Here is a 12383-nt window from a genome sequence, read left to right on the forward strand (position 1 = left end):
GACGGAATTGAAAGGAATCGTAGAGTGACAATCTCGATGTACGAGGCCTCGGTCGGCCTCTTCGTGCCTTATCTGCGCAACCTGTCGGTCCTGCTCGACAAGGGCGTTGCCTATGCGGAGACCCGCAAGTTCAATCCCGCGGTCCTGCTTGGAATGCGCATGGCGCCAAACATGTACGATCTGGCGCAGCAGGTCGGCGAGGCTTGCCGGCACGCGACCGTCGCGCCGGCCTTGCTGGCCCAGTGCGAGCCCGTCACGCTACCGCCGCTGGAGCACGACATGGCCGGGCTTCAGGCGCGGATCGCCACCTCAATCGAGTTCATCGAAAGCCTGCCGCGTACCGAGATCGATGCGGCTGCGGAGCTGAAGGTCTTCTTCAAGCTGAAGAACGGGACCGAGCTGCCGTTCACTGGGAGGACGCTGCTGCTGACGAACAGCATCCCGCAATTCTTCTTTCACGTCACGACCGCGTACGACCTGCTGCGTCACGCCGGCGTCGAACTGGTGAAGAAGGATTTTTTGGGGCGGAAATAGAGTTCGGTGTTTACCTCTCCCCGCCGGGGAGAGGTCTACGGAGGGGGCGGCACAAAGAGCCTCAAGCTTCGCCCTTGCGTTCGTAGTCGGCAAGCGAGCTTCGGCCGGCGATCTCGCTGCGCAGCAGCTCGAAGCGCTTGTTCGCCTCGTTCTCGTGTTCGTCGACGAAACGCACCGCGGCCTCGCTCGTCATCGGGCCGCTGATCACGGGGGCGGACTGCTCACCGATGGTCTCGTGCACGTAATACTGGCCGTCGTCGCCGCGATGGACCGTCCATTTCAGGCGGATCGCCACCATCGGGCCGGGGCCGACCTTGCTGTAGCCGTCGGCATCGGTGTGATCAGGGACCAGCGGCTGCTCTTCGACCACTGGATGCTCTTCGGACACATGATGCTCGTCATGCTCGTCTGCGACCGCATTGTCATCGGCGGCCGCCGTTTCCGCCTCGCTGTCGCGGACGACCTGAAGCGGCTCGGGGTGATCCAAAATGCTTGCGATGGTCGCCAGCGCGTGGTCGGTCGGGTCGATCTCTGACAAGGGTCCATCCTCCAGCTCGACGCGGCTGGCAAGTCTGTCCCACTGCCGCCGCGGCCGGCTACATTACGCGGGTTTGATTAAGGCTGAGTTGGGGCCCGATCTGCACCAAAATGGGACGCATTCTGTCCGTCCGAAGGCGGACAGATCGACTGTCCGCTCCCGGATTTAGCTCAGCCCAGCACGTCCTGATTGATGATGTTCTGCCTGATGGGATCGCCGTCCAGAACACTCAGGATGTTGCGCGCGGTCTGCTCGCTCATGCGGCTGACGGCCTCGACGGTCACGCCCGCGACGTGCGGGGCCATGATGACGTTGGGCAGCGCGAACAGCGCATTGGAGACCGGCGGCGGCTCGACCTCGAACACGTCGATGCCGGCGCCGGCAATCTTGCCGGAGACGAGCGCATCGTACAGCGCCGCCTCCTTCACGATGCCGCCGCGTGCGGTGTTGATGAGATAGGACCTTGGCTTCATCCGGCCGATCCGCGCCGCGTCGAACAGTCCGACGGTCTCAGGGGTCTTCGGGCAGTGGATGGTGACGAAGTCGGCGCTCGGCAGCGCGGCGTCGAGGTCACTAACGGGCTCGCAGCCGGCGGCCTTGATGTCGGCCGCTGGCTTGTAGGGGTCGTAGACCTGTACGCTCATTTCCATCGCCAGGCAGCGCCTGGCGGTGCGGCTGCCGATGCGGCCGAAGCCGATGATCAGCACGGTCTTGCCGTAGAGATCGAACGGCAGCATGCTGAGCCGCTCGGCCCATTTGCCGTCCTTGACACAGGCGTGCATCTCGTTGGCGCGCTTGGCCAGCGTCAGCATCATGAACAGCGCCTGCTCGGCAACCGAGGGCGAGTTGGCGCTGCCTGCGACCATCAGCGGCACCCTGCGGCGGGAGAGGGCAGGCACATCGACGGCGTCGTAGCCGACGCCGATGCGGGTGACCACCTTCATGTCCTTGGCGGCGTCGAGCTCGGTCTCGCCGAATGCCGTAGCGCCCAGCGCCACGCCATGAACCGGCGCATGGCTCTTGAGCAGGGCCTCGAAATCCTTGGCGGAGATCAGGTTCGCAAACTCGACGAGCTCGATATCGTCCCGCTGGGTGAGGAGGGCGCGTGCCCCTTGCGACAAGGTTTGTGTAACGAAAATCTTCTTCTTGTTGGTCGCCATCGCTCCCTGCCTGCTAGCGCTTCTTGGATCACGGCGTCACAGCACGACGCCGGTCTCCTCGTTTAGCAGGTGCATGTTGTTGAGGTCCATCGCCAAACGCATGGGAGCCCCGTCCTTGGCGCCGGCATTGGGATTGACCCGGCCGCAGACCGGCGTGCCGTCGAGGCCGAAATAAACCAGCGTCTCCATCCCCATCGGCTCGGTGACGTCGAGTACGGTGTCGAAGGTCTCGACGCCGGGATCCAGATGCGCATGTGCCTCGGTGAGATGCTCGGGACGGATGCCGAGCAGCAGCTTGTCGGTGCGCGGCAGCGCGTTGTAGCGCGCGGCACGCGCCGGCGGCAGCGCAAAGGCGATGCGGTCGGTCAGGCGGATCTGCAGCGCGCCGCCGGCATCCTCGAGGCGGCACGGGATGAAGTTCATCGCGGGCGAGCCGATGAAGCCCGCGACGAAGCGTGTTGCCGGCTTGTGGTAGAGCTCGTTCGGCGTGCCGATCTGCTCGATCCGTCCCTTGTTCATCACCACCACGCGGTCGGCCAAGGTCATCGCCTCGACCTGGTCGTGGGTGACGTAGACGGTCGTGGTGCGTACCTTCTGGTGCACCTTCTTGATCTCGATCCGCATCTGCACGCGCAGCTTGGCGTCGAGATTGGACAGCGGCTCGTCGAACAGGAACACCTTCGGATTGCGCACGATGGCCCGGCCCATGGCGACGCGCTGGCGCTGGCCGCCGGAGAGCTGCTTCGGCTTGCGGTCGATCAGATCGGTGATGTCGAGCAGGCGCGCGGCCTCCGTCACCCGCGCCTTGATCTCGTCCTTGGGATAGTGCTTCAGCCGCAACCCGAACGACATGTTCTCTGCGACCGTCATGTGCGGGTAGAGTGCGTAGTTCTGGAACACCATCGCGATGTCGCGGTCCTTCGGCGGCACGTCGTTGACCACGTCGCCCCCGATCATGATGTCGCCGTCGCTGATGTCCTCGAGTCCTGCGATCATGCGCAGCGTGGTCGATTTGCCGCAGCCGGAGGGGCCGACCAGAACGATGAACTCGTGGTCGGAGATATCAAGATCGATGCCGCGCACCGCTTCGACATCGTCGTAACGCTTGATCACCTTACGCAGGGAAACGTCGGCCATTGCACTTCAACCTCTCGCTCTCAACCCTTTGTCGCGCCGGCGGTGAGGCCGGCAATGTAGTAGTCCATCAGGAAGGCGTAGATGATCAGCGGCGGCGCGGCGCCGAGCAGCGCGCCGGTCATGATCTGGCCCCAGTTGAAGACGTCGCCCTTGATCAGCGTCGTGGTGATGCCGACCGGCAGCACCAGCTGGTCCACCGACGTCGTGAACACGAGAGGATAGAGGAACTGGGCCCATGACACCGTGAAGGCGAAGATCGTCGCCGCGATCAGACCTGGCAGCGCCACCGGAATGAAGATGCGCGTCAGCGTCTGGAGCCAGGAGGCACCGTCGATCAGCGCAGCCTCATCCAGCTCCTTCGGAATCGAGGCGAAATAGCCGATCATGATCCAGGTACAGAACGGCACCGTCAGCGTCGGATAGACGAACAGCAGCACGTACCATCGGTTGAGCAGCGTGATGCCGGTCAGGTCCTGGATGACCCCGAGCGTCTTGAACATTGGAATGAACAGCAGGCTGTCCGGGATCAGATAGGTGAGGAAGACGCCGGTGGCGAGCGTCGCCGAGCCCCAGAACTTCATCCGCGCAAGCGCAAAGGCGGCGGGGATGCTGATCAACATGGTGATGATCACGACCACGATCGCCACGATCGACGAGTTCCAGAAGAAGCGCAGGAACTGGTTCGAGGTCAAGAGCTCCACGTAGTTCGAGAGCGTCGGATGAAACACCCACCACGGATTGGTCGCCGCCGATATCTCCGCGCTGCTCTTGAGCGAGGTGATCAGCATGTAGACCGGCGGCGTCAGGAAGAAGATCGCAAACAGAACCAGGAAAAAATAGGACCAGCGTAGCGCCCAGGCGCGATCCCTGCTCATGCTGCCGAGCTTGCGGGTTGGCCCGGCCTTGTCGATTGCCATCGTGCTCATCAGGCTTCGTTCCCGCGTTTGGTGATGTCGCGCAGGATGAAGATCGCTGCGACGGCGAGGATAGGTACCATGAACAGCGAGACGCAGGCGCCGAGCGGGATGTCGCTGCTCTGGATGCCGACCTGGAACGCCCAGGTCGCGAACAGATGCGTCGTATCCAGCGGACCGCCCGAGGTCAGGATGCGCACGATGTCGAAATTGGCGAAAGTCACGATCAACGAGAACAGCGTCGTGATGGCGATGATGTTTCGCATCATCGGCAGCGTGACGTACCAGATCTTCTGCCACCAATTGGCCCCGTCGATCGCGGCCGCCTCATAGAGCTGGTCCGGAACCGATTTGAGCGCGGCCAGGTACATGATCAGGAAGAACGGCGCGCCGTACCAGACGTTGACGAGGATGACGGAGAAGCGCGCCCAGAAGGTCTCGCCGAGCCAGGGGACCGGACCGACGCCGAAGAAGGACAGCGTGTAGTTGAAGGCGCTGTAGGAGGGGTCGAACAGCCAGAGCCAGGCCAGCGTGCTCATCGCGGGCGGAATCACCCAGGGCACCAGCAGCATGCCGCGCCATTTGCGCTGCTTCTTGCCGGGAATGTTGTGGACGAAATGCGCGACGATGAAGCCGATCAGCGCCTTGAAGATCACGGCTGTGATCGCGAAGATGCAGGACTGCTTCACCACCATCCAGAACGTTTCGCGCTTGAACAGGAAGGTGAAATTGCTCAGCCCGACGAATTTCGTCATCGCCTTGTTCAGGGTCGCCAGATAGAGCGAATAGAACGCGGGATAGAGCACGAGCAGCGCGATCAGGAGGATCAGCGGCAGCGTCAGGAAGAACGCCACGGTCGATTTCCGACCCAGCATATTGCGCAGACCTCTGCCTTTTCTCGGGCGCGCGGAGCTGACGAGGCGACCTTGCTCAACGACGACATCGGCCATGGGAGGAAAACCTCTGAGTCTTGCAGACGGATGGTTCAACGCCAAAGCCGGCGACCGGTCGGCTTGTTGTGATGTGCGCAGGCTGGGAGCGGGGCCTTGGCGGTTCACGCTATAGCGCATGAACCGCCGTGGCACACACCCGGCTCAGCTCCGCATGAAGCCTTCGCACTCGCCCTCGGCCCACGCGAGCGCGGTCTCCATCTTCTCGCCTTGTGCATAGCGCAACACGAGCTTCGTCAGTGTCGCCTGGAAATAGATCTGCTGCGCGATCTTCGGCGGCGCGGGCGATGCAGCGATCGACAGTGTCTGCTGTTTGTAGGGATCCGGGTAGTGGAACAGCGTGCCCTTCGGGGGGCCTTCCTCGGCCCAGGTCTTCAGCTTGGTCATGTTCGCATAGGCCGGGAGATCATAGCCCCCGCTCGCCACGACGAATTTTTCAATCGCTGCGGGCGAGGACATATGGGCGAGCAGGCTCTTGGCCGCCTCCTTGTTCTTGCCGAAGCTCCAGACGCCCCAGAAGTAGGGGAGGAACGGCGCGAAGCGTCCTTTCGGCCCCGACGGGAAGCCATGGGTCCAGCATTGTTCGGCAACCTGGGGCGCATCGCGCTTGGCGACGGCCCAGGCGCTCGGCGGATTCATGATCAGCGCGCCGCGGCCCGAGATCAGCCATTTGTTGTTGGAGGCATCGTCCCATGACGGCGCGTCCGTCGGCAGAACGGCGATCAGCTTCTTGTAGTACTCCATGGCCTGGCGAACCTGGTCGGTCTTGACGGTGATGTCGCCCTTGGCGTTGACCAGCTGAGCCCCGAACGACTCGAAGATCGCGCCGGCGGTATCGACACTGTCGGTGGTCTCGCCGAGGCCGATGCCGAACGGGAAGCCGCCCTTCTGGCAAGCTTCCGCGGCCTTGAGGAAGGTCTCCATCGTCCAGTTGTCGGCCTTGGGCGCGCTGCCCGCCGGATACATTTCCTGGACGTCGATATTGGCGAACTTCTTCATCAGATCGATGCGTGAGCAGGGACCCTTGATCTGGCTGCCCGGCGTCGCTGGCACTGCGAGCCATTTGCCGCCCGACTGTGCGAGATATTTGACGGTGCCGTTCACCTCGCCGTTCTGCTTGATGAGCGGCTCCATGACGTCGTTGAGCGGCTCGAGATTCTCGGAATAGGCGTGCGGCCACCAGCTTGGCATCTGAAGGATGTCGTGACCGGACTTCGCTTGCGCTTCGGCCGCCGCGGTCAATTCGATCTTCTTGTTGTTGCTGGTGATATAGTCGATGGAAACCTCGACCTTCTCCTTTGCCGCCCATTCGTTGACGAGATCGGTCGAAGCCTGGTTGGCGCCGGGCACCCAATGGTCCCAGAAGCCGATCGAGAGTTTGCCGGCGGCGTAAGCGCCCCGGACATAAGGCGCTGCGATCAGCGCCGTGGAGGACATTGCAGTGGCAGCCACAAATTGACGTCGCGTCAGTGTCTTGCGTGACATCTCGTTTCCTCGCCTTGGTGTGCTTTATTGTTCTGTCGTTTCCTCTGAATTTCCAAGTTTGCTTTTTTGTTTTTGTTGTTGGTCGTTTCTTATTGGCGCCGTCGGCCCTGGCGGCAAATCACGCGGGACGCGGCAATTTGGTAGCGCGATCAGATCATGATTGATTGCGTCTGTCGAGAAAGCCGAATGGCTTGCCCTCTAGAACTAACGTTGTGTACGGAAAGACCGCAGCCTCTATCGGTGATGGGCGACTGCTCTTATTGCGTCGCACACTGCGAAGCGCCGGCCAAGAAGTGGCCAAGAACGGTCAGTGCGCAATTACGCCGCAGTTCCGAATGAGCCTGCGCCACCGCTTCGCGGCCGAGACCTTTCAAGCCAACACCCTTTCAAACGGGGACAGCGATGGTCCGCGCCTAGACCTCGGCGCGGCGAAAACAGTAGAGTTGCAACCGGCAGGAGGCCTGCCGTTTTCGCACGAAGGCAAGCAGATCGAGATGGAGACCCAGATGATCAATCCGGCGCCGCCTGCGCGGCTTGGCCTGCGACGCTGGCTCGTGCTCGGCTGCGTGCTGACAATGCTGACTGGCGCGGCGGCAGTTGCGAATGCACAAGGTTTGGTCAAAGGTGTCCAGGACGGCGCTGCAGCCGGCAACAAGGCGGCGGGTCCGGTCGGAGGCGTTCTCGGCGGCGCCATCGGCGGTGTGGTCGGCGTCTTCACCGGCGTGCTCGGCGTGGGAAATAACAACAACGGCCAGCAGCCGGCCGCCAAGGACGCCGGCAAGGACGCATCCAAGGATGCGAAAGATGCCAAGCAGTCGGGCGCTGCCAAGGACAAGGATGCCAAGGGCGGCAAGGACACGGCCAGGGCCGGCAAGGGGGCTAAGGCGAGCAAGGAGGCCAAGAATGTGCCTGCGGCTGATGCCAAGGACAAGGACGTCACGGTCCTGACCCAGCCCGGCGCGCCGCAATTGACCGCCGACCAGATCGTCGCCAACAGCGATTCCTACATCGAGCGGATCAAGACCGAGCTCAATCTCACGCCCGATCAGGAGAAGCATTGGTTCGGCTTCTCCAGCGCCATGCACTATCTCGGACACAATGGTGCCGAGCGGCTGAACCTGCGCATTGCGCGGGCCAAGCGGGATCCGCCTGACGACATCATCGAGCAGATGCGCAACGAGGCGCAATTCCTGAACGACCGCGCGGCCGACCAGCGCAATGTCGCCGACGCCGCCGAACCGTTGTATTCGAGCCTCGACGACAAGCAGAAGGAGGTGTTCATCCAGGAGATGGTGCGCCTCAGCCACGAGCGCGGCCTGGATTGATCCTGGATTGCTCGAGCTTGAATCGGATTGCATGCATTCGTGGAAATTGAAGGCCACGAATTCGTGAATCCTTCTCGCAAATCGGGTATGATTAACTTCGCAATGAGGCTTGCGGGGTTGATATGGCGGGCGGACTCTCCGTTTTCCTGGTCGAAGACGAGGCGTTGATCCGGATGATGATCGCCGACATGGTGGAGGAGCTTGGCCACCATGTCGTTGCGGAAGCGGACAATGTGCGCGATGCGAGTGCGTTCGCGATGACCGCGCAGTACGATTTCGCAATCCTCGACATCAATCTGATGGGTGTCTACGTCGATCCCGTCGCCGATCTGATCGAGCGTCGCGGCAAGCCGTTCTTGTTCGCCACCGGCTACGGGCCGGAGTTGTTGCCGTCCTTGCTCCGGCGCCGGCCGATCCTGCGCAAGCCGATTGCGCTGGACCAGCTCAAGACCATGATCGACTCGCTGTTTCCGGATGCGCCGGCGAAGGCATCGCACTAACGCTGTCAGTGACGGGGACGGCGTTGACGAAAATGGCCGCCCGAACGGGGCGGCCATTTCGCGACGGAAGATCCGTCAGTTGTTTACATCAGGCCGGCGCTGATATCGACGCCGTGTGCCATCAGGCTGACCGAGGCAACGAGGCCCAGGCAGCAGAAGATGACAATCGCCTTGAAAGAATAATCGTTCGACCGGGTCTGGACGGCAGCCGGCATTTCGGCGAGCGAAATCATGCTCATGTTCATTCCCCCTGTTTGATCCTGAATTGCATCAGGTGAGGGCATTGCTAGAGCAAAAAGTTTGATACGGGATTGCCAGGGATCCTTAACGGAATCGCAATCGCTCGCGGGCTCGCCGCCGCGAGTTCGTAGATCGTGCAAGCGTTAGTTGCGACCGCCCTTCAGCACCGTCGCGATGGTGTGGGCCGTCATGGCCGCGCGGTCCGAGGCGCGCTGCGCGGCCAACCGGTCCCGGGCCTTCTCCTCGATCAACAGTTCGATCAGCGCCATGCGCTTGTTCTCATCGTCTGCCTCGGTCAGCAGCCGGTGATAGCGGTGATAGTCGAAGCCCACATCCTGCTTACGCATGTCACGCCCCCGTACCTACGCCACACACACGCGCGAATTGTTTCCCATGGGAAACAAGGGTGCAAGCACGATCCTGCGTGGAACCGCGGGTGCACTGCAATCAACTGTGCATGGTTAATGGCGTGTACGGCGCGTTGGCGGGGCGCGCTCAATCCAGATTGTGGTCGGCGAACATCTTCAGGCCGACGAAGCTCGCATCGGGCTTCATGACGAGGCGCGTCGGGATGTTGCGAAGGTAATCCTGGAAGCGCCCCTTGGCTTCGAAACGCGCGCGGAACGCTGAAGCCGAAAGGAATTCCGGAAAGCGCGGCACGATCCCGCCGGCAATGTAGACGCCGCCTCGGGCGCCGAATGTCACCGCGAGATTGCCGGCGACGGAGCCGAGGATGGCGCAAAACATCTCCAGGGTCGCGCGGCTGAGCTCGCAAGTACCGTCCAGCGCCGCCTTGGTGATCCCTGCGGCATCGCGTTGCGGCACCTGGGCTTCATCGACCTCGGCCATCGCCTCGTAGAGGGATTGCAGGCCGGAGCCGGAGAGAGCGCCACGCTCGATGGAGACATGGCCGAAGCGCCGGCGCATGGAGGCGATCACCCGTTCCTCGCGCTCGTTTTCTGCCGGCAGCGTCGCGTGACCGGCCTCGGTCACGACGGCGAGCCGGGAGCCATGGCGCTCGACCAGGCAGGAGACGCCAAAACCGGTCCCGGGCCCGATCACCAGCAGCGGCTCCCCGGACATGCCGTCCTGTCCGCCGAGCGGAATCAGGTCGGCCGGCTGGAGGGCGGGCAGGGACCAGGCCACCACCTCGAAATCATTGAGCACGTGGACGCTGTCGAAGCCGAGTGCGGGCTGGAGCTCGTTGCCGTCGATCACCCAGGGGCTGTTGGTCATGACGCAGCGGTTGTTGGTGACGGGACCGGCCACTGCCAGAACGGCCCGGACCGGCTTCTCGCCGTCCGCCCGCCGCAGCACGTCGGCGATGGCTTCGCGGACCGTCGGATGGTCGGCGACCTTCACATAGTCGATCGGTCCGATCCGCTCGCCGTTGCTCAGCGCAAAGCGCGCATTGGTGCCGCCGATATCGGCGAGAAGTATGTTTCCTGTCTTGCCGATACTCATGACCATCCGGCTACCGTGACCTTGCAAGCCGCGGGAACCCATCTCCTCCGATGCTTCGACCCGATCCTGAAGTTGCGGATACCAGAGAATCCGCACTCGGGTACAGCTAGTCAACACGGCCGGCGGCAAAGCGTTGCATCCGGAGCCGCCGGCCATTCGCGCGACATCGTTGCAGGATAGCAGCGGTTGCGAAGCCGCGCGGGAAGATCGACATTGCCAGGAACGGCCGGCGCCACTTCTGCGCCGGGTGGATAACATAGGATCTCTCGATGAAGATATCCGACCGCGACGTGCTGCTGGTGATCGACGTGCAGAACGATTTCTGCACGGGCGGGGCGCTCGCCGTGTCCGGCGGCGAGAAGGTCGTCCCCGCCATCAACCGGATCGCCCAAAAATTCACCAACGTGGTGCTGACGCAGGACTGGCATCCCGCCGACCACGTCTCCTTCGCGCCGAACCATCCGGGCAGGCAGCCGTTCCAGACCATCGAGCTCGACTATGGCACCCAGGTGCTCTGGCCGACACATTGCGTCCAGGGCACGGCCGGAGCCGAATTCCATCGGGATCTGGACGTCACGCGGGCAAGCCTGGTGGTGCGCAAGGGTTTTCGCCGCGTCATCGATTCCTATTCGGCCCTGTTCGAGAACGACAAGAAGACGCCGACCGGCCTGCTCGGCTATTTGCGCGAGCGTAAGCTGACGAACGTTTTCGTCGCGGGCCTGGCGCTCGACTTCTGCGTCCGCTTCTCGGCCGAGGACGCCCGCAAGGCGGGATTCGAGGTCGTGGTGATCGAGGACGCCTGCCGCGGCATCGACCTCGATGGCTCGGTCGCAGCGACCCATCGAAGTTTCAGGGAGCTCGGCATCGCCGTCGTCAGCCTGGAGGCATTCCTGTGAGGATCGCGCGATAATGGTGGAGAAGAGCGGCCAGCAGCCGGCTGGATCGGACCGTGGTCCCGACGACCCCATGCTATGGCCGTTCGCGGCGGCGCGGCTCGCGATCGACGCCTGCTTGTGGTGGCTGGAGCGCGGCCCCGTGGAGCAGGGCGAGAGCGATGTTCCCTGGACCACATCAGGCATCGCGGCGCTGGAGCTTTCCACCATGCGGCTACGCGATTGTTCGCGGACGCGATCCGGCCAGCCCGCGCTGGTCTGCGCGCCTTACGCGCTGCACCGTGCGCTGATCGCCGATTTCGCATCCGGCCACAGCGTGCTGCAGTCGCTGCAACAAGGCGGCATCGATCGGGTCTATCTCACCGATTGGCGATCGGCCTCGCCCGAGATGCGCTATCTCTCGATCGACAGCTATCTGTCCGATCTCAATGTCGCCGTCGACGAAATCGGTTCGCCCGTTGATCTCATCGGCCTGTGCCAGGGCGGCTGGCTGTCGCTGCTCTACGCGGCGCGCTTTCCGGCCAAGGTGAGGCGGCTGGTGCTGGTTGGCGCACCGGTCGATCTCTCGGTCGAGTCCAGGCTGGCGCAGCTCGCCCGCAATGCGCCCGAGATCGTCTACGACCAGCTCGTCGCGCGTGGCGGCGGCAATGTCAGCGGCGCGGAGATGCTGCATGTCTGGTCGAAGACGCCCGATCGCGACGATATCGCGGCGGCGTTGCAGCGAGACCTCTCGGACGAGGAGGGCGCGGCCCTGCTCGCGCGCTTCGACCGCTGGAACACCGAGACGCTCAATCTGCCGGGCAGCTATTATCTGGAGATCGTCAACTGGATCTTTCGCGAGAACCGGATCGCGTCGGGCAACTTCACGGCACTCGGCCGTGCGATCGACCTGAAGGACGTCAAGGCGCCGGTCTTCCTGCTGGCCGGGCTCGATGACGATGTCGTGCCGGCCACGCAGGCGCTTGCGACCGCAAATCTGATCGGCACGCCGCCGGCGTTCGTCGCAGCAGCCTCCGAACCTAGCAACCATCTCGGCCTGTTCATGGGTGCCAGGACCCACGCCCATGCCTGGCCCCGGATCGCCGAATGGCTGCGCAACGACCTCTCCAGCGTGCTGGCGCGCCGCGCCTGACATCAGGCGTGGCGTGCAAATCCGTTATGCATGATGGCGGATGGCCTGCACGCGGCCGGGTTGATGGGCTACATAGAGTCCGGAGCCGGCCGCGGCCGGTCCGATGAGATT

14 protein-coding genes are annotated in these 12383 nt (G+C 63.1%); 5 read left to right on the forward strand and 9 right to left on the reverse strand.

Features of this window, described 5'->3' with window-relative positions:
* Positions 1-36 precede the first annotated feature (36 nt).
* Complete coding sequence (locus XH90_RS18955) at positions 37-534, forward strand: DUF1993 family protein (RefSeq protein ID WP_194482737.1); 498 nt, start codon at positions 37-39, stop codon at positions 532-534.
* Between the two features lie 61 nt (positions 535-595).
* Here XH90_RS18955 and XH90_RS18960 read toward each other — a convergent pair whose 3' ends face one another.
* From XH90_RS18960 to XH90_RS18985, 6 genes are all read right to left on the reverse strand, one after another.
* Positions 596-1072: a hypothetical protein gene (locus XH90_RS18960; RefSeq protein WP_194475878.1), complete on the reverse strand. Its 477-nt coding sequence runs from the start codon at positions 1070-1072 to the stop codon at positions 596-598.
* A gap of 170 nt (positions 1073-1242) precedes the next feature.
* Complete coding sequence (locus tag XH90_RS18965) at positions 1243-2232, reverse strand: hydroxyacid dehydrogenase (protein WP_194475879.1); 990 nt, start codon at positions 2230-2232, stop codon at positions 1243-1245.
* Between the two features lie 36 nt (positions 2233-2268).
* Complete coding sequence (locus tag XH90_RS18970; protein ID WP_194475880.1) at positions 2269-3369, reverse strand: ABC transporter ATP-binding protein; 1101 nt, start codon at positions 3367-3369, stop codon at positions 2269-2271.
* 20 nt (positions 3370-3389) lie between these two features.
* On the reverse strand, positions 3390-4295 hold the full coding sequence (locus tag XH90_RS18975) for a carbohydrate ABC transporter permease (protein WP_194475881.1): 906 nt from the start codon (positions 4293-4295) through the stop codon (positions 3390-3392).
* Positions 4295-5233 carry a carbohydrate ABC transporter permease gene (locus XH90_RS18980; protein ID WP_194475882.1) on the reverse strand — a complete coding sequence of 313 codons (939 nt, stop codon included), beginning with the start codon at positions 5231-5233 and terminating at the stop codon, positions 4295-4297. Before XH90_RS18980 ends, XH90_RS18975 begins: the two co-directional genes overlap by 1 nt.
* 144 nt (positions 5234-5377) lie before the next feature.
* Positions 5378-6718, reverse strand: coding sequence for an ABC transporter substrate-binding protein (locus XH90_RS18985; RefSeq protein ID WP_194475883.1), 1341 nt, complete (start codon positions 6716-6718; stop codon positions 5378-5380).
* 506 nt (positions 6719-7224) lie between these two features.
* Here XH90_RS18985 and XH90_RS18990 point away from each other — a divergent pair.
* Positions 7225-8043, forward strand: a complete 819-nt coding sequence (locus XH90_RS18990) for a Spy/CpxP family protein refolding chaperone (RefSeq protein ID WP_194482738.1) — start codon at positions 7225-7227, stop codon at positions 8041-8043.
* 122 nt (positions 8044-8165) lie between these two features.
* Entirely contained in the window at positions 8166-8543 is a 378-nt protein-coding gene (locus XH90_RS18995; protein ID WP_194475884.1) for a response regulator, read from the forward strand.
* 83 nt (positions 8544-8626) lie between these two features.
* Here the strand turns inward: XH90_RS18995 and XH90_RS19000 are convergent, their stop codons facing one another.
* The 3 genes from XH90_RS19000 to glk all read right to left on the reverse strand — a co-directional run bounded on the left by XH90_RS19000 (position 8627) and on the right by glk (position 10247).
* The gene (locus XH90_RS19000) at positions 8627-8782 is read right to left on the reverse strand and encodes a hypothetical protein (protein ID WP_194475885.1); all 156 of its coding nucleotides are present in this window, start codon (positions 8780-8782) and stop codon (positions 8627-8629) included.
* Positions 8783-8926: 144 nt separating this feature from the next.
* Positions 8927-9130: a hypothetical protein gene (locus XH90_RS19005; RefSeq protein ID WP_194475886.1), complete on the reverse strand. Its 204-nt coding sequence runs from the start codon at positions 9128-9130 to the stop codon at positions 8927-8929.
* A gap of 148 nt (positions 9131-9278) precedes the next feature.
* Positions 9279-10247 carry a glucokinase gene (gene glk, locus XH90_RS19010; RefSeq protein ID WP_194475887.1) on the reverse strand — a complete coding sequence of 323 codons (969 nt, stop codon included), beginning with the start codon at positions 10245-10247 and terminating at the stop codon, positions 9279-9281.
* Between the two features lie 269 nt (positions 10248-10516).
* Here glk and pncA point away from each other — a divergent pair, with 269 nt between their 5' ends.
* The gene (gene pncA / locus XH90_RS19015; protein WP_194475888.1) at positions 10517-11143 is read left to right on the forward strand and encodes a bifunctional nicotinamidase/pyrazinamidase; all 627 of its coding nucleotides are present in this window, start codon (positions 10517-10519) and stop codon (positions 11141-11143) included.
* 13 nt (positions 11144-11156) lie between these two features.
* Positions 11157-12272 carry an alpha/beta fold hydrolase gene (locus XH90_RS19020; protein WP_194475889.1) on the forward strand — a complete coding sequence of 372 codons (1116 nt, stop codon included), beginning with the start codon at positions 11157-11159 and terminating at the stop codon, positions 12270-12272.
* The last annotated feature ends 111 nt before the right edge of the window (positions 12273-12383 follow it).

The organism is Bradyrhizobium sp. CCBAU 53338 (genome assembly GCF_015291665.1).
Lineage (GTDB): Bacteria > Pseudomonadota > Alphaproteobacteria > Rhizobiales > Xanthobacteraceae > Bradyrhizobium.